Origin of the sequence: Photobacterium kasasachensis (assembly GCF_050336885.1) — a bacterium.
GTDB classification, from domain to species: Bacteria; Pseudomonadota; Gammaproteobacteria; order Enterobacterales; family Vibrionaceae; genus Photobacterium; species Photobacterium kasasachensis.
In genome coordinates this window covers 638,121-659,560 of the sequence record NZ_JAKJSH010000005.1, presented here as the reverse complement: position 1 = coordinate 659,560, position 21,440 = coordinate 638,121, and the positions used below count along the sequence as shown (strand labels likewise).

Genomic DNA, 21,440 nt, shown 5'->3' with positions numbered 1-21,440 from the left:
GTGAGTTGAGTTACTGCATGAAAAATAAAGGGCAGGTTTTTATCATTTAGCAGTTAATCTAACTACCAAATAATAAAAACCTGCCCTGTTTTATTTGATGAATACAGCTGGTAGTTATATTTAACAACCAAACTGCAATCTATTAGCTATTAAGCTTGTGGAAGCGTACCTTCGCCGTTAGATACAACCGCGTCAATTTGCACTAGTGCGTCCATCTCGATTTGTGAAACACCCACTACTGTGCGAGCAGGTAGCTCGCCCTGGAAGAAGGTTGTATACACTTCGTTAATTGCATCGATATCAGCAACATCTTTAAGGTGGATGTTGATTTTAACGATGTCGTCCATAACGTGGTCAACACTTTCTACGATCGCTTTGATGTTCTTCAGGCATTGTTCTGCCTGCTCTTTCGCACCACCAGCAACAAGTGCATTTGTTGCTACGTCAACTGGAAGCTGAGCGGCAATGTGGTTGTAGTGAGAGAAAGCTACAGTTTGCGTGTGTAGCGGGCTACGTGGTGCTACATCTGTGTTGTTCGCACGAATTACGATGTTATGACGGTCTTCGACTTCTTGCGGTGGTGTGCCGTCACCGTGTGATACAGAAGCATCGATTTGAACTAGTGCGCCCATAGGTAGTGCATCTGCAGCGATGATAGAACGCGCAGGAACGTAAGCGACTGTACGTGCAATAGATGAATCAGGGAAGAACGTTGAATAAACTTCGTTCACTGCATCAACGTTAGCCAGATCAGTTACGTACAGGTTGATTTTAACGATGTCATCGAAAGGTACATCGATGCTTTCAAGAATCGCTTTCATGTTTCTCAAACACTGAGCTGTTTGCTCTTTCACGCCACCTTCAACAAATTCGCCAGTTTTAGGGTCAACTGGAAGCTGAGCGGAGATATTGTTGTAGTGAGAGAAAGCCACTGTTTGTGTTGCAAGTGCATTTTGAGGTGCATTCTCAGTGTTGCGAGATAGTTTTACTAGCGGGCAAGGCTCTTGAGGAGCAGTACCTTCACCGTTAGAGATTAGGGCATCCATTTGAACAAGTGCATCGCTCATTGGTAGCGCAGCAACTTGAACAACAGTACGAGTTGGAATTAGGTTATCGAAGAATGTAGCGTAAACTTCATTTACTGCTTCCATATCTGCAATATCTTTTAGGAAAACGTTGATTTTAACAACATCGTCCATAACGTGATCGATACTTTCAACGATTGCTTTAATATTAGTTAAGCACTGTTTTGCTTGTTCTTTTACATCACCAACAACAATCTCACCTGTTTTAGGATCTACAGGTAATTGTGCAGAAAAGTTATTGTAATGAGAAAAAGCAACTGTTTGTGAAGATAGTGTGCTTTGAGGTGCATTTGCAGTGTTTCTAGAAACTTTAATGATACCGCCACTCATGTCGATATTTATCCTTATATGTAGTACAGAGTTAAGAAATTATCTTTATAGATTTTTATTTAATTGAATGATGAAAGCGAAGCCATGTTAAGTGAAATTATCTTGGTTAATTGTGATACATATCAAAATATCATTTTACTAGCACATGAGACTGAACAGGATAAATAGTCACTTTACGAATAAATATCCGCCCTTTTATTAAAAATCTGGGTAAAATGACCGTTTTTATGCGAATAATTCGTCAGCCGTGAATATGTTCCCAGCAAATTAAATGCGACTTTTTCATATTTTCATCCAATTCTGATAAGTTGATCACAATAAGTTCACTCAATTTCAAGCATATGCTTTTTTAGAACATCTTTTATGTCGTTAAAAATGCATAAATTCCCTAAATCGACTCTATTAGCTACATTATTAGTGAGAAATGTTAACGAATGAGAAAGGTGCAGCCCTTAGTTTTGTGCAACCAGATGCACCAGCTTGATTATTTTCATGCAAACTTTAGTTCTGTTTAATCAAGTCTAATATTCTTCAGCCCCACCTTGTTAAACATACGTTATCAGATTGATTTTAATCATAACAATATACGCTGAATGACTTGCCTTTTTTATTGAGCTACTAGATCAGCATTTAATTGGACAATCCAGATTCATCAACCATCCTTTTATTAATGCAAACCAAGTGGAGAGAGATGATGATAACTGTCGATAATACATATCGCTCTATTAATATAAAAACGGCCTTGTTTGCCATTTTAGCATTGGGTATTACACTTATAGGTTGCACCTCTAAAACGACTAAAGAAGAAGAGTTTTCTGGCTTTCTCAGTGATTACTCCCAACTAACAAAGGGTTCCAGTGTTGATGGTGATAACGCTGTTGTTCTTAAATGGGTTAGTCCTGTCTTATCACAACGAAAATACACTAAGGTTATGCTTGATCCCGTTATTATCTACCCTGCCCCTCAACCTGGTCCTCAGCTTCGGGCTGAAGTTCTCAAGAGTATGCTGGCTTATTTAAATAAAGAAGCCAAACAACAAGTTGAGCAAGCATATGAAGTTGTCACTGAACCGGGAAAAGATGTCGTTCGGCTTCGAGCCGCGATAACTGGCGTGGAAACCAGCCCGGAAGATTTGGCAGCCTATGAGTATGTTCCCATAGCGCTTGCGTTGGCTGGCGTTTCAACGGCTACCGGGTCTCGATCGCAAATGGTCGAAGTATTCTTAGAGGCTGAACTGACAGACAGCTTATCCGGAGAAAGGCTGGCTGCTGCGGTAAGAAAAGGCTTTGGCGAACCAGTAGAAAACAAAGATGATCAAGTGGAACTCGAAGATGTTCGACCGGTACTGGATGGGTGGGCTCGTTCTGCAGTAAACCTTCTAAAAGCGACTATCAAATAGCGCTTCTGAGTATTAGCAACATTATATCGATATCGGGCGAATCGCTTTCCTCGCTTCCCCGATATCGACTATATTTCAGTTACTTATCAATTTTCCGATGTGCATTCTAAAGGTTCTCGCCTCAAGATGTAAGTTGTAATACCCTCAATTCGTTGCACTTTCTCAACAACAGTAAAGCCATAGTGCTCATACATGCCCACATTTTTCTCATTGTTAGTATCTGTTGAGCACACTAACTGGTTTTCATCCATATACGAGAGCATTGGCTTCATCAACTCTGATGCCAGACCTTTTCCCTGACACTCAGGAGCAACATATAACAGGTTTAGATAGTAGTCTGACCTACGTTTATTAAGGTCAATTCGCTTTTGTATTTCAGATAAGCGTTTGCCGTAAGTGCTGATCTCTTTAATACAACCACATGTGATCATCTTGTAATGACAATAAAGAACCTTAAATGGATTCCTTAACTTTTTAACACCGACACGTTCCCAAATCGCAAGCGCATTATAGCTATCATCAGCTGTGTATATAAACGTCTCGCCTTTGCTATTGTATAAGGCAAGCTGGCAAATTGAGATAATTGCTTTTTTTCGGGCCTTAATATCGGTTGTAAATAAGGAAAACAATGGATCACCGATAAAAGCATCGGCTTGTTTATCATATATCGTCTGATTAAGTTCATATATACGTTCCATACTTGCACTCCCTATACCCAGTAAGGTTACGACCATGTACCAACAGCTTTAATAAGACAGACTTGAATGACTTGTCTTAGCGTCAGTGCAGAATTAAGTGAAGAAAGCTTGTTGATATTAAATCATGTCAATGAGGATTAATCTGTTCAATAAATCAACATATTGAATTGATTCATATTTAAAGATGAAATAAGAAGCGTGTTTATCATAAAAAGTTGAAGGGTAAACAGGTTTGATCGAGGCCAAACTGCCTTACGTAATAGTTATCAGAAGGAAAATATCAATAAGCAGTACTAAGCACATGATGAGGAAGTTGCCGTGGCGCTCGATAAGAAACAACACTTACCTGCCAAGGTATGTGCCACATGTATGAGGCCGTTTTCCTGGCGAAGGAAATGGCAAGCATGCTGGGATAACGTCAAGTACTGCTCAGAACGTTATCGAAGGCAACGGTAAAACAAAGCAACGTAAAAGAAACAGCTAAGAGAACTGATACAGACAAGAGGCATAGTAATGATAACCGGGCTCTTCTTATTCCAAAACGATCTGCGTCTTCATGATAACCCGGCACTGCAGCTAGCAGCCCAAGAAGTGGACGCACTGCTCTGTGTCTATTGCATGCCTACAAGAAAACAGACACATCAACCTTACACCTTTAAAGAACTGGGTCGGCACCGTCAGCAATTTCTGCTGCAATCACAAAGCAGCCTTAACAATCAACTTAGCCGTTATCATCAATATCTGCTCGTAATACCCGATAACCCCCTAAGCACATTTCCTGAAATCATTACACGTTACAATGTCACAGCACTTTATCGTAGTCAGCATTGTGGCTACTATGAGAATCAAATCTGGCAGCAACTTAAACAACAGTACCCGTATCTCTCGTTTACGACAAAAGCCACTCATACGATCTTTGAACAATCAGAACTTCCTTTTGACGTTAATGACCTTCCTCCAACCTTTTCAAAGTTTCGAAAACAAGTTGACGATAAACCTGTACAGCCTTCTATCCCTAAAGTTGACTGGTTGCCTCCCCTACCAGCCAACCTGGTTCAGCCCGCTTCAATACCATTTCCATCGACAGCATTAACCAATGAATTTACAGGCGGTGAAACGGCAGCTCTTCAGCACCTACAGGCCTATTTTTCTACTACCCATCCCAGCCAGTATAAATTAACCCGTAATGCACTGGAGGGTTGGAATAAATCCACGAAATTTTCTCCCTGGCTGGCACTTGGCTGCTTGTCGGTACGCACATTACTTGAGACGTTAAGTCGGTATCAAAGCGAAATTAAACAGAACGCTTCTACCGAATGGATTAAATTCGAGCTACTCTGGCGCGAATACTTCCAATGGTACGCCCATTGTCACAAGGCGAAGCTGTTCTCGTTCAAGGGAATAAAGCCCCACGCACCAACAACCAGTTTTTATTTTGAACGATTCCGCCGCTGGTGTAACGGCAATACTCCCTTTCCGATCGTCAATGCCTGTATGAACCAATTAAATCAAACCGGCTATATGTCGAACCGTGGCCGTCAAATCGTAGCCAGTTGCCTGGTTAATGAATTAAGTATCGACTGGCGCTACGGTGCGACTTACTTCGAACAGCACCTAATAGATTATGACGTTGCATCTAATTGGGGAAACTGGCAATACCTGGCGGGAGTAGGCGCAGATCCCCAAGAACACCGCCACTTTAACCTGCAAAAACAAACCGAGACCTATGATCCCAACCTCAGCTTTATTCGTAAGTGGAGAGGCAATCAGACCGATGGCAACTTAGATGCAGTGGACGCAGCAGACTGGCCGATAGGATTTAGTGATGATGAATAAGAACTACAACACGCTTCGCTTAATACTTGGTGATCAACTCAATGCCTCGCACAGTTGGTACCGAGAAAAGGATGAACAGACCCTTTATCTCATTGCCGAAATGAAGCAAGAAACAAACTATGTGAAACACCACATCCAAAAAGTGTGTGCATTTTTTCTCGCAATGGAGCATTTCGCCAATAAACTCAAGAATGATGGACACCATATTCTGCACCTTACACTTGATGACACGTGCTCATATCACTCACTCTCTGACATGATCGCGTCACTCTGCAAACAGTACGCCATTAAACACGTTGAGTTCCAGCGGCCGGATGAATACCGTCTTTACGAGCAATTACACAGTCTGAATCTGCCTGAGAACACCTCCCTAAAAGAGTGGGATACTGAGCACTTTCTACTCGGTTATCATGAAATTATGGAGCTGTTCCCGCAAGGCGAGCATATATTGATGGAACATTTCTATCGCCGCATGCGAAAGCGTTACAACATTTTAATGGCAGAGGGTAAACCCTGCAGAGGTAAGTGGAATTTCGACAAAAAAAACCGCAACAAAATTAAACCTGCCGAACTGGCTGATATTCCCGCTCCCTTGATTTTTGCAAACCCGCTCTCTCAGATTTTAAAGCGATTAGGCCAGCATGGTATTACAACAATAGGCAATTGTGATGCTCTATTACTCTGGCCTGTTAATGAAGCGCAGGCCCAAGAGCTACTGGCGTACTTTTGCCGATACTGCCTGCCAAATTTTGGCCGATTCCAGGACGCGATGACCAACCAGACGGAACATCAATGGAGTCTCTACCACTCCCGCCTCTCTTTTTGCCTAAACAGCAAACTTCTCCATCCTATGCAGGTTATCAATGCCGCAATAAATGCGTATCACGACACAGAGCTACAGATAGACATTGCCCAAGTCGAAGGCTTTATTCGTCAGATCCTGGGCTGGCGTGAGTATATCCGCGGGGTCTATTGGGGCAACATGCCGTATTACCGGGATCTCAATGCGCTTGATAGCCATCGCGAACTGCCAGATTTTTTCTGGACCGGCAAGACTCAGATGGCATGTATGAAAGCCGCAATAGGCCAGTCTCTGGATTATGCTTACGCCCACCATATTCAACGCCTAATGGTTACCGGGAATTTTTGCCTGCTAACAGAAATTAATCCTGATGAAGTGGATGCTTGGTATCTGGGCATCTATATCGATGCTATCGAGTGGGTCGAAATGCCGAACACCCGCGGCATGGCCCTTTATGCTGACAACGGTATCGTAGCCACCAAGCCTTATGCCGCAAGCGGTAATTACATCAATAAAATGGGTGATTATTGCAGTGGTTGTCACTATAACGTCAAGCAAAAAACAGGCATACAGTCCTGTCCGTTCAATAGCTTATATTGGCGCTTTATGCACGTTCATGAAAAAACACTGACAAAAAATCCTCGTATCAGAATGATTTACCGCAGCTGGGACCAGCTCAGCGATGATCAGCGACAAGAAGTGCTTGACCGGGCTCGATATTGCCTCGACAACCTATCTTCCCTTTAATATCGATGCATCTTTGGTCGTTCCGAACTTATTATGCAAGCATGAGAGCAAGCAACTAGGTTAGTAATAATGTTTTATATAAATACAAATAACAACTTAACAAATATAATGATTAACATTGTAAGTTGGGCTTAGAAAATAACTACCACCACACACAATCAAGACTCATTAATTACTAATAAGAATCATACACTTAGTACAGGAAATATTAATTACCAAAATATAAGGGCCTGATTTAACGTATGTTTAGCTATGACTCGCGATGTCAATATATTGACTTATTTTCTGTTCATTCTACACGCGATTCAGTAATATATAGCAATATCAATAAATAAAATTCTAATTCAAATGAAATCTAATCCCCACTTGTTAACACAAGTAAATCAGTTACGGACTGAATTAGCTTCTGTAAACGAAACAAACGAGCTACTTACTAACGAGCTAAATAAAAGTAGCGAACGATTTGTCACTGCGATGCGTGGAGCGAACCAAGCAGTGTGGGATTGGAACCTTGACACTGACGAAGTCTATTACTCCCCTCTCTGGAAATCGATGCTGGGCTATGATGACGACGAATTAGACAACCATTTAGATACCTGGAAGTCGCTAGTTCATGCTGATGAGCAAGACGTAATTTTAGAAAAAGTAAAAAATTACATATCGGGCGAATCAGGATCATTTGAAGTAGAAATGCGTTTACGTCACAAAAATGGCAATTACGTATATATTCGATCGATCGCATTTAGTGTATCAAAGTCTTTTGATTCTAAGCCTAGTCGATTGGTGGGGTATCATGTCGATATATCGAAACACAAAAGAGCTGAGTTGTTCAGTACAAACCACACCAAGATCTTGGAAATGATCGCCAAAGGTTTTCCTACATCCGACATCTATACCGAAATAGCATTGATGTACGAAGGACTCTTTGTAGGAATGCGCTGTTCAATGCTTGAACTCGAAGGAGACACACTTCTTCATGGTGGTGCTCCGAGCCTACCCCAAGAGTATTGTGACGCAGTACATGGCCTTAAGATCGGCCCCAATATTGGCTCTTGTGGAACTTCTACCTATACGGGAAAAAGAGTTGTTGTTGAGAATATAGAAACGGATCCCAAATGGTCTGCGATTAAACACGTTGCCCTTCCGCATGGTATGCGTTGTTGTTGGTCTGAGCCGATAATAAGTTCAACAGGTAAAGTATTAGGTGCATTTGGTATGTATTATAACCACCCTGCACGACCGACTGAAGACGAGTCAGAGGCTTTAACTTCTGCAGCCATGCTTACTGGCATTGTTATGGAGCGAGATCATAACCAGAAGCGAATACGAGAACTCGCGTATACCGATGAGCTAACTGGATTTTCAAGTCGAAATTGCTTATATGCCAACCTTGAATCATTAATAAAACGATCTTCCAGCGAGAAAAGCCAGTTTTGTTTGTATTATCTTGATCTTGATAACTTCAAAGATATCAATGATAGCCTAGGACATGATGTTGGTGACAAGCACCTTCAGGAAGTAGCAAGCCGGATAGCCTCTGTTGGCCAGGGAGCGCATTTGTTAGCCCGACTCGGTGGTGATGAATTTTGCATCATTGTCAAAGAGGCTACGAATAAGGACACTGCAGCAAGCATTGCTGCTCGCTATCTTGACATAATAGCTAAGCCCTCCGACGTCTGTGGCAGAAAATTCATTCAAACATGTAGTATTGGAATCGCATCCTACCCAGAAGATGGGACAGATCTTCAAAGCTTGCTGAAAGCGGCAGACACAGCTCTTTACACAGCAAAAGATCAGGGTAAAAGCCAATATGCATTTTATAGCAAAGTGCTGGCAACAGAAGCTGAGTATCGTTTTAAGGTAGAGCAATACCTGAGAGAAGCCATCGAACAACAAACCTTATCACTTGTCTATCAGACCCAGCATGATTTAGATTCAGGTAAGATCGTTGGGGTTGAAGCATTGTCCCGGTGGCACCATCCTGAGTTGGGACAGGTTTCACCTATTCAATTTATCTCTATCGCTGAACGAATAGGCATGATAAAGCAGCTAACTGAACAAGTACTTATAACGGCATGTACACAATTAATCGCATGGAAGAAGCAAGGGTTAGCTTCTATACGCATGGCTATCAATATTTCTCCCAATCACTTTCTTGATCCTGACTTTGTTCCATTAATTTCAAGAGTTATTGCTGAAACAGGCATAGCGGCATCAGATTTAGAGTTAGAAGTGACAGAAACTGTCGTTCAAACACACCAGAAAAACCTATTAGTATTTCAGGAACTGAAAACACTAGGTGTATCGTTGTCTATCGATGATTTTGGCACGGGGTATTCGTCATTCGCCTCTCTCAAACACCTCACTGTAGACTGCATTAAAATTGATAAGTATTTCATTGATGATTTGCTTACCGACCAGAAGACACAGCTGCTAGTTGGCTCAATGATAGAAATGGCGCACAACTTAGATTGTAAAGTTGTCGCCGAAGGAATCGAAGAGCCGGAACAAACGCACAAATTGAAGCAACTTGGATGTGATATGGCGCAAGGTTATCTCTTCAGCAAACCTGCCCGCCCCGAAGACATTTCAGCAATGGTTAATGGTAACGAGCAAATATAATGATCCAAATGATAAACAAGATTGAAGGTGTACTACAATTTTTACGTGATGCCGAGCAACTGAAGAACACACTAAGAACGGCATGGACGTCCAACGGACGCCGGGAAAGTACTGCCGAGCACACGTGGCGATTATGTTTAATGGCCTTGTTATTGGAGGAGCACTACTCTCATCTGGATATGCTTAAAGTCATTAAGCTGTGCATTATCCATGATCTTGCTGAAGCTATTGGCGGAGACATCTCTGCACTTGAACAGCACGCAGGGCTTGATAAAAGCGCTATTGAGCGACGAGATCTGGAGAGCCTGATAGCCCCGCTGGATGACACCTTACAAAACGAAATCCTGGATCTGTGGCTCGAATATGACAATGCCTCCACCGAGGAGGCACGTTTGGCAAAAGCTTTAGATAAAATTGAAACGCTATTACAGCATACTCAAGGGCGTAACCCGGCAGACTTTAATTATGCATTTAACCTGCAGTACGGCAAGAAACACACCGACTATGATGAACTAACCAGTCAAATTAGAGCCATCATAGACCAGGATACAGAGCGTCTGGCATCACAATAAGTCGCCACGGCAAGTTAGCGCTAATAAATAGGCAACCACATCCTACTCAACGGCAGCTGCACTATGCACAGACTTTTTGTCCATCACAACAAACGCCAAGGCAAAGAAGGACAACAAATACACTACTGCTAACGTGGCAATACCAGATAAGTCCAGGTAACCGGATATTGCCACCAGCAACGCGCCACCTATCATCCTTAAGAAGCCGTCAATTGAGGAAGCCAGCCCCGCACAATTCTGAAAGGGTTCCAATGCCAAAGAAATCGCAGAGCCTGAAAGCAAGCTAAACCCTGCACTCCCTAAAGCCGCCATAGCAAAAAAGACATAAATAGCATCATTGGCTGTAAACAACAGCCCAATTCCAGCAACGACTACCAAGCTAGCCCCAGATAGCACTGTACTTTGTCGCCCCCATAATGCCATCAGTTTAGGTGCAACCAAACTGGCAATGACTTGCATCCCACCAATAACGCCAAACAAAACAGAGAACTCAACCTGACCTATTTCCCCGTCTTTCATGGAAACAATAGGGGCAACTGACACGTAAGTGAGCACACCTCCAAAACTCAACATATTGGCAAGAGAGTATGTTCTGAATACCTTACTGGAGAGTACATTTTTCAGGTTACATTTCAGCGCCTGCGTATTGTCGACATCAACTGTCACCGATTTGGTGCCTTTTGTTTCAAGCCCCAGCAGAGTCAAAACAATCAAAGCCAGAGCCAAAATCGCCATCAAATAAAAGCCCCCCGTCCAACCCCAAAACATCGCCAGCCCACTACCAATTAACGGGGCTATGGTCGGTATGGCACTGGTTACACCGCCTATATAGCTTAAAAGTCGCCCTGCATTCACCCCCTGGTAATTGTCTCTCACCCATGCCATTGCAGTAATCATGGTAAATGAAGCACCAACACCCTGTAGTGCCCGGGAGAGGTACAACTGAAGCAATGATTCAGATACAACAACAGACAAACTACCTGCGGCATACAGAAACAGCCCGAGCAACGCTGAGAATTTACGACCTCTTTTATCCGATATCGGCCCCGCTATGAGCTGACTCATTCCCAGAGCCAGCACATAAATAGCAATGGTTTGCCTTATTTCACTGTCAGATGCCCCAAATGCCTCAACCATTTGTGGAAATGATGGCAAATAGACATCAATCGCCAGCGGCCCCAACGGGACCAAAGAGAATACTATCGCCAATGCGAATTTTTTGCTTATTGCCATCATTCTTCTCACTAAACCTGACAGTTCTTACTAATAGACGGATACAAGGTGACCGTGGTCACTCCGGAGATATAATTGAGATACGCCAACAACCCGGCAGGTAGTTGTAAGTCCTCTACCATGGTTAAATTTCGTAGCTCGGCAAAGACAACAATGTCATTAATCGTTAGTTTTCGTTCGCCATTCAATAGCGCTTCTGTTTCTAGTTCGGCGTCCAATGCCAAAAGCGGCGCTTTGATTTCAGAAAGGTGATCTTCAGTATCTATTAACGCTTGTTGCAACGTTTTACCCAAATAGGCTTCTCGAGAGGTTGTAAAAGCCACCATAGCCGACTCTGTCGCCAACTCCGGTAAATTCAGGAACGGCATACGCGGATAACACAGCAATGCCTGCGGCTGCCTAAGAGCTAATAAATGCTGTTCAATCTCACCTGAAACTTCATACTCTTTAAAATATGCTTCTGTTAACTGGTCAAGCTTTTTAAAGATATTAAAGCTTTCAGTCATTACGGCCTTTTCGTTTATATCCTCAACCGGATACTCCAAAATAGGCACAGTAAAGTTTTCCAGTTTATCAACAATATCTGTAGGTAATTCCCCTAGCGCAAAATATTCGATCTTACAGTCAATATCTTTCAGCCCAATGAGCGCCCTTACTCTTGTGCAATATGGGCAACTATCAAAAGCGTATAGTTTCATCTTTTGTTCCTGTATTTAGTTCAGTGCTTCGGTTTAGTTCCCATGCCAGATTGAATAGGCCATTCTCTCAACGTGTGCGGGCAAATTTTCTTCGTAACCACGCCAGTGACTGAATTCAGGAAGTTTGACGGTATACTTAAGCTCTTCAGGTTTCTTACCTTCTTGCATCCCTTTCCAAACGGCATCAAACAGTGCCTGATTGAAACGGTAATCTTCTTTGAAGGCTTCAACGGAAGAGACTGGCATATGGCCACTGATAACCGTATCGAAATCGAGTTCACGATCGACACGCTTGAAGGTATTTAAAATACTGACGTAATTGTGGGTATTGAGCCTATGCGGTTCGTTGACATATCCCGGCAGGTGCCAGTCAACCGCTAGCAATACTTTATCTTCAGGCATATGAACAATGCTCATGCAGTCACCATCATTGGGCCCGTAATAATGAAGATCAATTTGCTTACCCCCCATAGTTACACTCATGTTGTTCTTATAGGTAACGTCAGGCGGTACCACACGGTCTTCTAAATCTCGGCTCAGCAGTTCAACGCATTTTTCCTGAGTGATGAATTCTGCACCTTCATCTTTAAAGATTTGCCCACCGCGAGAATGATCGAAGTGATCGTGCGAATAGATGACTTTTTTCACCGGTTGGTCGGTTAGCTTTCTGATCGCTTTTCGCATTTGCGCTGATCGCGCCTCACCAGACGGGTCGGTCACCAAAACACCGCCATCAGTGATCACAACTAGGCTGTTATAGAAATATTGTGTGTATTGATAAACCCCCTCTTTCAGTTTGGTCATTACAGGCTTCGTCGGATCAAACCCATCTGCCGCCTGGGCGTTTAGCCCCAGGCCAATCAAAAGAGAGAACACGGTTTTCTTTGTGAAGGCGTTCATCTTGTTACTTCCTCAGCTCAACATCATTTGGTATGAGCTAAAGATAATTTGTATACTTTACTTAAACAATTACGCTAAATATCACTTGATAATATACAAATAGTATCGAATGGATAAATACAAGAACATGCAGCTGTTTTGCACTGTTGTCGACAAGGGCAGCTTTGCAAAAGCAGCAAAAATGATTGGCGTTACTCCCGCGATTGTCGGTCGAAGAATTGCTGCATTAGAAAATTCTCTGGGATTCATACTCCTCAACAGAACCACCAGAAGTATGCAGTTAACGCCAGGGGGAAAAGCCTATTATGAAGGGGCTAAACAAATCATTGAGAATATTGAGCAGCTTGAAGACTCACTCAGTAGCGCTCATCAGGTCAACCCAGCTGGCTTGATCCGCTTGTCTGCCCCTGATGCCATGGGGCCTATCCTGATGCAGGCAATTAAGACCTTCAGAATAGACTACCCCAACATCCGGTTTGACCTAATGCTGGATAACCGCCAGGTTAACCTGATAGAAGACGAAATCGATCTGACCTTCCGCTTTTCATTCGACTTGCAGGATTCTTCGTACATCGCAACCAAACTCGGACAGACGACATTCGGATTATATGCTTCTCCTAGCTACCTTGAAGAGAGAGGAACGCCCGCTCATTTCAGTGAGCTCGAAGCGCATGACTGCCTGCACATGGGGGCCAACCGCTATGGAGATATCTGGAATCTCAACGTTGACGGCAAAAACATCTCTTACCGTCAGCCTTGGACAATCGTTGTATCAGACACCAATACTTTAATTAAAGCGATTGTCAGCGGAATGGGGATTGCCATGGTACCGACGATTTTTGTCACCAGCGATCTTGAGCAAGGTAAGCTTGTTGAAATTCAGGGGCTGACCAGTTTTCCGGAGATTAGCATTTACGGGATGTATCCGACCCGAAAACATACTCCCTATCGTCTTAGCCTGTTTCTTGATTTTTTGAAAAAATGGTTTCCTGAGTACCTAAAATGAATCTAGCTACACTATTTCATCTGCCCTAATCAATAGCTACCGGAAAGAATGCCAACAACTCATTGTAAGCATTCTTTCCATCAGTTCAGACTATCAATAATCCAGTGTGCCTCGGATAGGATAGTTGTTATCCGGATTTCGGATCCAGGCCAAACCGCGAGAAAGCGCACCAAGCTCAGGACGCACAAACGGGTTATTCGAAATATCAACCACATGCAAATTGCCGTGTTCGTTAACGACAAAAAGCCCCGGCTCTGAGAAATTATGATCGGTTTCTTGCTCGGAGCGTGGCAGTGAAATATACAAACCAAGATCTTTCATCTGCTCTTCCGTTAGCCCGTAAGCTATTGGAAAACTGATATCTAATGCATCCAGGTGGGCTTGCAACTGCTCTTTGGAATCACCAGACACGGCCAGAAGATCAACCCCTGCATCAGCAAAAGCTTGCTTGTAACTTTCGAGTTCGTTGAGATATTTGGTGCAAAGTGGGCAATGCTTTCCACGATAGACAAATACCGCTTGCCACGCTGCCCCATTTCGTGGCTTTCCGAGGGTTGCGACTGTACCATCAAGTAATGCCGCTTCCATCTCAGGAAATACATCCCCAGCCTTAAGTTTTACTGAACTAGCCATAGTTACTCCAAAAACAATTTCGCTTTCTAGATTCGAAATCTTATTGTGGGCACTGAACTAAAGGTATTCAAGTAGTTACCAAAAGGTAACCATGCAAATAATTTTGAATTAAGGCATTAAGTAGCATTACTATCATTGATTACATCTTAAGCTATCAAGCTGAAAATAGGCTTTTTTCATAACTCCCGACGCTTCGCAGGTTCTATTAATCATGCATCAACTGTAAAGTATATTCATTGATAACTCTCGCCTCTATACAAGATGTAACACAGTAAGGTATAGCCGAGTGAAGTACCTACTGGCTATCCGTCCTATGCTGTACTCAAGGGGTGGGTATACAAACAAGCAAAGTGATAATCATATGAAATTTGATGAAAGCGTGATTGACAACCTTGAAGAACTCGAGAACTTTCTTCGACTGGTAGAAAGTGGCGGATTGGGCCTGAAGAACGCCGCCGGTGTCGCTCTGGCAACTAACAATGCTGACGGCCGCCATTTTGTTGCAGTCCTTGATGACAAGCATCAACTGCTTCTCGGGCGCTGGGTGACTGAAGAAGTATACGAAAACGGTAAGGACCTTGTTCGTAACGGCCCTAAAAAGAAGCTGCACTAAAAGCTTTTAGCTGACTTAGCCTTTTCTGACAAAAACGCGAACTATTGGTTCGCGTTTTTGTTGTTTAATTTCAAGACCCTGTAAATAATTCTGTGTAACTGCCCTGAGTTACAAGTAATTAGTCAATCGATCTTCGAACATAATCATAAAGCGGTTCAGGGCTTGTCGCCAGTTTCTAATTGGCATCGTCCATTTTTTGGAGGCATCCTGAATCGCAAGATAGATAACCTTTCTGGCTGATTCATCCGTCGGGAACAGCTTACGCTTCTTAATCGCCTTTCTGATAACACTGTTCAGTGACTCGATGGCGTTGGTTGTGTAAATGGCCTTGCGTATGTCTTGAGGATAGTTGAACAAAGTATTCAGGTTATCCCAGTGAGCTGCCCAAGAGCGGCTGATTTGGGGATATTTGGCATCCCACTTATCAGAGAGTTGCTCAAGCGCCAGCAAGGCTTCGTCCTCGGTCGATGACTGGTAGACTCGCTTCAGATCAGCCGTCACCGCCTTGTAGTCCTTCCAAGGCACATATCTCACCGAGTTTCTCACCATGTGCACGATACACAGCTGGATTTGGGTTTGTGGGAACACGGAGTTAATGGCATCGGGAAAACCCTTTAAGCCATCGACACAGGCGATAAGGATGTCTTTGACCCCACGGTTTTGCAGCTCAGTCAGGACACCGAGCCAGAATTTGGCACCTTCTGCCTCGGACATCCACATCCCCAGCAGCTCCTTCTGGCCTTCAATATTGACGCCAAGGGCAAGGTAAACGGCCTTGTTGATGACCTGTTTGTCCTGGCGAACTTTGACCACAATACAGTCGAGGTAAACGATAGGATAAACCTCATCGAAAGGGCGAGATTGCCACTCGATAACCTGCTCCAGAACAGAGTCAGTCACCTTGGAGATAAGCGCGGGTGAGACGTCGGCATCGTACATTTCCTTGAACGTAGCGACAATTTCGCGAGTGGTCATTCCCTTGGCGTACAGGCTTAAAATCTTGTCATCCATCGACTGGAAACGGGTTTGGTGCTTCTTGACGAGCTTAGGTTCAAAGCTGGCATTGCGATCACGTGGCGCATCGATGGTGACCTGCCCGTCATCAGTGATAATTGTTTTGTTGGAGTAACCATTACGGAAGTTGTTCGACGGGTTTTCAGCATGTTTATCATAACCAAGGTGCTCATCTAATTCAGCATTGAGAGCCGTTTCGACGGTCACCTTGGTTAGCATTTGACGAAAGTCGTTGAGGTCACTTTCCGTCTTGATGGACTTTGCGGCTTCACGCGCAAGCGCTTCGAGTTGTTTTTTATCCATGAGCCTATCCTTAGCCATTACTGGCTTTAATAATAGGCAATTACACGAAGTTATTTACAGTCTCAATTTCAACCCTTATTGATAACCGACATATCTTTATCCATAAAAATTAGGGTCCTGCCATTAGACTCATCAGTCTTAAAAGTTTTATATCCCATTTTTTCATAAATATGTTTTCCTCGAGCATTCTCTTCAAACACATCAAGCCAAATTCGACTCGCTTTTAGGCGAGTAACCACAAATTGCTCCATTAACTTCATTGCTTTCTGGCCAATCCCCAGCCCCTTTTGCGATACAACAATACGTCTAAATTCGGCACTATTACTGTTTTCATCAACCACAAGAATGATAAATCCAGCAATCTCATTAGCATTTTTAATCGTTAGGTAATGGGTGTCTTCTTTCGAGTACTCGACAAGATGCTTCTCAGGCGTATTGGGAATGATATAGCTTGCGTTGTCAGCAAGCTGCTCCATTTCCACAAATTGGTTTAGCTCTGTTTCTAAAGATGAGGATAGCTGGACCATTACTATTTCCTTGTTTACATTCATGCGTGACCAAGCAGTCTGAAGTTCCAATTTTCAACCTTTCTCGTTTCCAACCGAAGCTCGACTTTACTCATCCAGCTTTGCGATAATCGATCTTGTTGTAGGAGCTTATTCAACCCTTCCTGGTTCAATGGGTCACCAAAATAATACTCGCAGACTTCTCGCACTGACATTGCACTCTCGACACGTTCTACCAGTACTAATGGCTCTTTCAGATTCACTTTACCCGGGCGAATAACACGGTAGAGCCAGCCACAACGGCTAATGTCTTGCATCTCTACCGCAAATTTTTCCACGCCCCAACGTTTGCTAAGTTTGAAACACGGCGAACGCGGCTGACTGACCTCAATAAGGGCTTCTCCCCATTGATAACGGTCGCCTATACATACTGTCTCTTCGGTCATCCCTTCCGAGCTAAGGTTTTCCCCCATTCCCGGCGCCTGCCATTCAGAGTCGGATTGGTATTTATTACTCCAATAACGATAGTGCTCCGCCGGATACTGATGGAGTGCGCGCTCAGCACCACCATGATGTTTCTGGTCTGCACACTCATCCCCTTCCAGCCCTTGCTCAGAAAGATAGATATCTACTTCCACCGCACTCTTATCAATGGCCGTTTTCATGCCATACCGACTGGCCACTTTGCCGCAATATACACCGCTAAGAGGGTACTTCTGTGTCATACCAACATCCTTCTGTACTTATTTTCGCAATAGGCTACCACCAGCCTATCTAAAAAGTCGCCTAAAATCTTATTCATACGGCTAGTGGGCGCGTTCAGGATGTCACTTTCAGGTTGTATATAACGATGCTTTTCTCGCTCGGAGAAATCATTTTGACTATGGGTAATTAACGCCGGTAACTGGGCAGCAACAAACTCTAAATGACATTGGAAACCGTATACCAAATCGGCGTAACGAACTATTTGTCTCGGGCAGCCACTACTACTTGCCAGCACGACAGCAGACTCGGTCAACCCCGGCATATCGTTATGCCAATGTCCCACCAACTCGGTCGACTCAAAAGCGCTGAGCTTGATATCGTTGCTCCCCTGCTCAGTTAACTTAATAGGGAAGTACCCTATCTCCTTTTCCGGGCTGGATTCATAACGAGCACCAAGAGATTCGCCAATCAACTGTGCACCGAGACAAACGCCGACTACCGCTTTATCTGCGTTAATCGCACTGCAGATTAACGTTTGCTCTCCCTTCGAATCAAAGTACGCGCATTCGGCTGTACTTGTAGCGGGGTTTTGCGGACCACCCAACACAATCAAACAGTCAAACTCTGCAGTACTCGAAGGAAGCGCTTCTCCAAGATATACACGCGAATAGCTAGCCAGATAACCGCGCTCTCGCACCCAATGGTCAAAATACCCCGCCCCTTCAAATGCTTCATGAACAATAAAATGGATCTTCATCATCTCTCCTTACTGACTTGATTGTTCAAGATGATAGAATTATTTACCCTTGACCAGGTAAGGCCATAAGGACACAAAACAATGCCAAGCCGCCATTTAAAATCTGCCAACGAAATGATTGCAGACAATCCTGACTCTCCGGTTTTAGTGAAGACCATTGATATGCAAAAAGGATATGTCGATAGCCTGCACCAGCATCAGTGGCACCAGGTAATATTTCCGCTCAAAGGTTTACTGCAAACTCAAGCTGATCGTTATCAGCACCTTGTTCCGCATACCTCTGCTCTATTTGTTCCGGCCAACCTATCACATGAATCAGTCGCCCTATCTAACACCACGTTTATTGGCATATATATCAATCCCAAACTTGGTCGCCCCTACGAAAGAGAGATTCGTACGATTTCCCTTACACCATTTATCCGCGAGCTACTCAAAGAAATTCACCGTTCAAGCCAGCAAAGTGGCAACCGGGACTCACTATCACGCCTTTTGGATGTATTGCATGATCAAATCGCTAAAGATGACTTACTGACTTTTAAGCTGTTATTACCGGAAGATAGGCGGTTAAAACTGATTTTTGAGACGTTGACCGACACTCCAGGGTTGGATTGGTCATTATTGAAGTGGGGAGAATGTGTTGGGGCTTCGGAACGCACACTATCAAGACTGTTTGCCAAAGAGTTCAATACCTCATTTTCTCTTTGGCGGCGCCACCTGAGACTTATTTATTCGCTGTCACTGTTGGATGAAAACTTGTCAATCCAAACTATCGCCGACAAAGTGGGATACCAAAATGACTCTTCCTATATCAAAGCATTTAAAGAGAGTTTCGGTACCACACCACAACAGTTTCGAACTAAGCTATGAAGCACTCAAACGTCTCATAATTTTAGGCTTTTGGGCTTCTTCAAATAACGATAATTTCGCTGACCAATCATAATGACAATAAAGCGCCATTTCGCTTTTAGTCATTTGCCCTTTTCTTTGTAACTTTTTCTCGCCTTCTGTTTGATGATGATAGATTACCTCACCTGACTTACAATGAGCCTGAACAAATATGTTCGGCTGATGCTTATTGAAAGTGAGTGTGGTGAAAATATATTCGCTCCACTGCAATTCTTTCGCCCCCTCACGCACAACAGGCATTACCATAGAGACAGAGTGAAGAACAGGACGATACCAACTCATTGGCTCTAACAGTTTCCCTTCAATATAGGAATAGTTTACTGCCTGCATCCACGGCCTTTTTTCTATTTGCGCCAAGGCATGCTTTTCAAACAGATATAACGGGTAACTCATATTAACGAATGAGACAAGCAATAATGACGTTACCCATACTGGGACGGCCAAAAATTCCACGCTAAGTAATTCTTTACACCAACCATGTGGAAGACAATCGGAAATTACTGTGCACACCAATACAACGGCGATACTACCGACGGAAGCAACGAGCAGAAGATCCAGGGCACCAATTGTACCAAGCATGTACATGAACCAAGATGTGGCATCTTTCTCAGAGATTGAAAAGCTATAAAAGCCCCATAACGGCGCAATGACATAAAAGAAAACAGTTAGGTGGTCTCCATAATCCTTTTCTGGTTTCAGTAAACCGAGTACGAATCTGATCAAGAAGGTCACCGCAAGCACGGTGAATAAAATGCCTACAGCGCTTTGTGTCGTCCAATTTTTCAGTGTTGTCAAAACATCATATTGCGAAAGACTAATATTGAAAACGATCAGAATAGAGCAGGCCGAGATAAAGACAGTAGATGACAATTTCCCATCTTGCTTAATCCCAAGTTTAAATTTATGAATTAAATAATTTACAAAATAAATAGCCACCAAGGCGGTTATTAATACGCCAAAAGGAGCTGTAAGCAACCAATTAATTACCGATTGTACCGTTTCCATTCACTCTCTCTTACCATCATAAAAATGCGGTCGTGAATGTTAACGATATCAATAAGATGTTTCAATATTTTCACTAGCTTAATTAATAACTTGAGTGGTATGAGTGATGTATCTCGACATCACTCATCAACATTAATTGCTATTTAGTCAATTGCGACCGAAAAATTACTGGCAATAATATCGGTTCTTAAATGTTTAATGGTCAAATATTCATCCGAGTTCAAGCAAGTTTTCAAATGCTGCATTGAGGGAAATTTAACCAGTGACAGCTTGGCATCTGAACCTAACCAATTACCTTCCAACACATCGACACTTTGATCCAAAGTTCCTGCCACCAAAATCTCAGCGCCATGAGCCTTGAATATTGGCATTGCAGCCTGAGCATAATCAGCCAGAGAAGCGTGCCCTTGTGGTAATTCAATTAATGCCACTAAATAGGCAGGTTTATGCTGACTCATATTGCCCCCCAACTGCATCAAACACGATCCCTTTGTATTGGCCATCAAGACTGGCCTGATAATACGTAGCGACATCCTTTGCTGGTATTCCAGTACTGCTATCGATACCCCAAAGCTCCATCGTTTCTTTTACCATGCCAGGGCTCACCGCATTGATTCGCTTGCCATCTTTTAGCTCCAAGGCTGCAGTTGCGACAAAGGCATTAATTGCTGCCACTCCCATGGCAATTGCAGTGGTGCCCGGCATCGGATGATTAGCCGCCTGACCCGACGTAAGCGTGATTGAGCCCCCTTCATTTAGATAATCAAGCCCCTGGCGAACCACGTTTACCTGGCCCATCACCTTGTTGTTTAGCACCTCAAGGAAAGCAGAATCAGGCATTTCATCCAAACTCCCCATTTGCCCATTGCCCGCCATGCTGATAATGGCATCGACCTTTCCGACCTTTTCAAACAGAGACTGGATGGACTCCTTGCTTTCAATATCAACCGTATAATCACCCTGGCTGTGTCCTACAGCAATAACTTGGTGATCTTGCTGTAGATGGCTAACAACCGCTTTACCGATAACACCGTTCGCGCCAATTGCTAAAATTTTCATCACTTCTCCTG

At 43.4% G+C, this 21,440-nt stretch carries 22 protein-coding genes; 9 read left to right on the top strand and 13 right to left on the bottom strand.

The genetic code is table 11. From position 1 onward, the window contains the following. Nucleotides 1-149: 149 nt before the first annotated feature. The gene (locus L4D19_RS07320; protein ID WP_428451894.1) at nt 150-1,415 is read right to left on the bottom strand and encodes a RidA family protein; all 1,266 of its coding nucleotides are present in this window, start codon (nt 1,413-1,415) and stop codon (nt 150-152) included. A 634-nt stretch (nt 1,416-2,049) separates the two neighbouring features. Between L4D19_RS07320 and L4D19_RS07315 the strand changes: the two genes are divergently transcribed. Further along, nucleotides 2,050-2,814: a DUF3313 domain-containing protein gene (locus L4D19_RS07315; RefSeq protein WP_428451893.1), complete on the top strand. Its 765-nt coding sequence runs from the start codon at nt 2,050-2,052 to the stop codon at nt 2,812-2,814. Between the two features lie 86 nt (nt 2,815-2,900). On the opposite strand, the gene L4D19_RS07310 is transcribed toward L4D19_RS07315, so the two are convergent. Continuing rightward, nucleotides 2,901-3,512 (bottom strand): GNAT family N-acetyltransferase, encoded by a 612-nt coding sequence (locus L4D19_RS07310; RefSeq protein WP_428451892.1) that lies wholly within the window; start codon nt 3,510-3,512, stop codon nt 2,901-2,903. A gap of 318 nt (nt 3,513-3,830) precedes the next feature. On the opposite strand from L4D19_RS07310, the gene L4D19_RS07305 reads away from it, so the two are divergent. From L4D19_RS07305 to L4D19_RS07285, 5 genes are all read left to right on the top strand, one after another. After that, complete coding sequence (locus tag L4D19_RS07305) at nt 3,831-3,968, top strand: DUF2256 domain-containing protein (RefSeq protein ID WP_428451891.1); 138 nt, start codon at nt 3,831-3,833, stop codon at nt 3,966-3,968. 57 nt (nt 3,969-4,025) lie between these two features. Next, on the top strand, nt 4,026-5,348 hold the full coding sequence (locus L4D19_RS07300; protein ID WP_428451890.1) for a DASH family cryptochrome: 1,323 nt from the start codon (nt 4,026-4,028) through the stop codon (nt 5,346-5,348). After that, nucleotides 5,338-6,897, top strand: coding sequence for a cryptochrome/photolyase family protein (locus L4D19_RS07295; protein ID WP_428451889.1), 1,560 nt, complete (start codon nt 5,338-5,340; stop codon nt 6,895-6,897). The genes L4D19_RS07300 and L4D19_RS07295 overlap by 11 nt, the downstream gene beginning before the upstream one ends. Nucleotides 6,898-7,263: 366 nt before the next feature. Continuing rightward, nucleotides 7,264-9,519, top strand: coding sequence for a bifunctional diguanylate cyclase/phosphodiesterase (locus L4D19_RS07290; RefSeq protein ID WP_428451888.1), 2,256 nt, complete (start codon nt 7,264-7,266; stop codon nt 9,517-9,519). An 8-nt stretch (nt 9,520-9,527) separates the two neighbouring features. Further along, nucleotides 9,528-10,091 (top strand): HD domain-containing protein, encoded by a 564-nt coding sequence (locus tag L4D19_RS07285; protein ID WP_428451987.1) that lies wholly within the window; start codon nt 9,528-9,530, stop codon nt 10,089-10,091. Nucleotides 10,092-10,133: 42 nt separating this feature from the next. Here the strand turns inward: L4D19_RS07285 and L4D19_RS07280 are convergent, their stop codons facing one another. Genes L4D19_RS07280 through L4D19_RS07270 form a run of 3 tightly spaced genes read right to left on the bottom strand, consistent with a single transcriptional unit; the run spans nt 10,134 to nt 12,922 of the window. Beyond that, nucleotides 10,134-11,324, bottom strand: a complete 1,191-nt coding sequence (locus L4D19_RS07280; protein WP_428451986.1) for an MFS transporter — start codon at nt 11,322-11,324, stop codon at nt 10,134-10,136. 11 nt (nt 11,325-11,335) lie between these two features. Further along, nucleotides 11,336-12,022 (bottom strand): glutathione S-transferase N-terminal domain-containing protein, encoded by a 687-nt coding sequence (locus L4D19_RS07275; protein WP_428451887.1) that lies wholly within the window; start codon nt 12,020-12,022, stop codon nt 11,336-11,338. A gap of 33 nt (nt 12,023-12,055) precedes the next feature. Further along, complete coding sequence (locus tag L4D19_RS07270; RefSeq protein ID WP_428451886.1) at nt 12,056-12,922, bottom strand: MBL fold metallo-hydrolase; 867 nt, start codon at nt 12,920-12,922, stop codon at nt 12,056-12,058. A 109-nt stretch (nt 12,923-13,031) separates the two neighbouring features. Between L4D19_RS07270 and L4D19_RS07265 the strand changes: the two genes are divergently transcribed. Then, nucleotides 13,032-13,928: a LysR family transcriptional regulator gene (locus L4D19_RS07265; RefSeq protein WP_428451885.1), complete on the top strand. Its 897-nt coding sequence runs from the start codon at nt 13,032-13,034 to the stop codon at nt 13,926-13,928. Between the two features lie 93 nt (nt 13,929-14,021). Here the strand turns inward: L4D19_RS07265 and L4D19_RS07260 are convergent, their stop codons facing one another. After that, nucleotides 14,022-14,561 (bottom strand): redoxin domain-containing protein, encoded by a 540-nt coding sequence (locus tag L4D19_RS07260; protein ID WP_428451884.1) that lies wholly within the window; start codon nt 14,559-14,561, stop codon nt 14,022-14,024. Between the two features lie 361 nt (nt 14,562-14,922). Between L4D19_RS07260 and L4D19_RS07255 the strand changes: the two genes are divergently transcribed. After that, nucleotides 14,923-15,174: a hypothetical protein gene (locus L4D19_RS07255; protein ID WP_075762299.1), complete on the top strand. Its 252-nt coding sequence runs from the start codon at nt 14,923-14,925 to the stop codon at nt 15,172-15,174. A 108-nt stretch (nt 15,175-15,282) separates the two neighbouring features. On the opposite strand, the gene L4D19_RS07250 is transcribed toward L4D19_RS07255, so the two are convergent. The 4 genes from L4D19_RS07250 to L4D19_RS07235 form a co-directional block, all read right to left on the bottom strand. After that, entirely contained in the window at nt 15,283-16,491 is a 1,209-nt protein-coding gene (locus tag L4D19_RS07250) for an IS256 family transposase (protein WP_428451883.1), read from the bottom strand. Between the two features lie 68 nt (nt 16,492-16,559). After that, a complete protein-coding gene (locus L4D19_RS07245; RefSeq protein ID WP_428451882.1) occupies nt 16,560-17,018 on the bottom strand; it encodes a GNAT family N-acetyltransferase in 459 nt (152 codons plus the stop codon). 20 nt (nt 17,019-17,038) lie between these two features. Next, on the bottom strand, nt 17,039-17,722 hold the full coding sequence (locus L4D19_RS07240) for an MOSC domain-containing protein (RefSeq protein ID WP_428451881.1): 684 nt from the start codon (nt 17,720-17,722) through the stop codon (nt 17,039-17,041). Next, nucleotides 17,719-18,459 carry a glutamine amidotransferase-related protein gene (locus tag L4D19_RS07235; RefSeq protein WP_428451985.1) on the bottom strand — a complete coding sequence of 247 codons (741 nt, stop codon included), beginning with the start codon at nt 18,457-18,459 and terminating at the stop codon, nt 17,719-17,721. Before L4D19_RS07235 ends, L4D19_RS07240 begins: the two co-directional genes overlap by 4 nt. 81 nt (nt 18,460-18,540) lie before the next feature. Between L4D19_RS07235 and L4D19_RS07230 the strand changes: the two genes are divergently transcribed. Beyond that, nucleotides 18,541-19,326, top strand: coding sequence for an AraC family transcriptional regulator (locus tag L4D19_RS07230; protein WP_428451880.1), 786 nt, complete (start codon nt 18,541-18,543; stop codon nt 19,324-19,326). Here the strand turns inward: L4D19_RS07230 and L4D19_RS07225 are convergent. From L4D19_RS07225 to L4D19_RS07215, 3 genes are all read right to left on the bottom strand, one after another. Continuing rightward, a complete protein-coding gene (locus L4D19_RS07225; RefSeq protein WP_428451879.1) occupies nt 19,321-20,370 on the bottom strand; it encodes a hypothetical protein in 1,050 nt (349 codons plus the stop codon). The two genes, L4D19_RS07230 and L4D19_RS07225, sit on opposite strands and share 6 nt — an antisense overlap. A gap of 143 nt (nt 20,371-20,513) precedes the next feature. Next, the gene (locus L4D19_RS07220) at nt 20,514-20,828 is read right to left on the bottom strand and encodes a DUF1330 domain-containing protein (protein ID WP_428451878.1); all 315 of its coding nucleotides are present in this window, start codon (nt 20,826-20,828) and stop codon (nt 20,514-20,516) included. After that, on the bottom strand, nt 20,815-21,429 hold the full coding sequence (locus tag L4D19_RS07215; protein ID WP_428451877.1) for a short chain dehydrogenase: 615 nt from the start codon (nt 21,427-21,429) through the stop codon (nt 20,815-20,817). Before L4D19_RS07215 ends, L4D19_RS07220 begins: the two co-directional genes overlap by 14 nt. Nucleotides 21,430-21,440 lie beyond the last annotated feature (11 nt).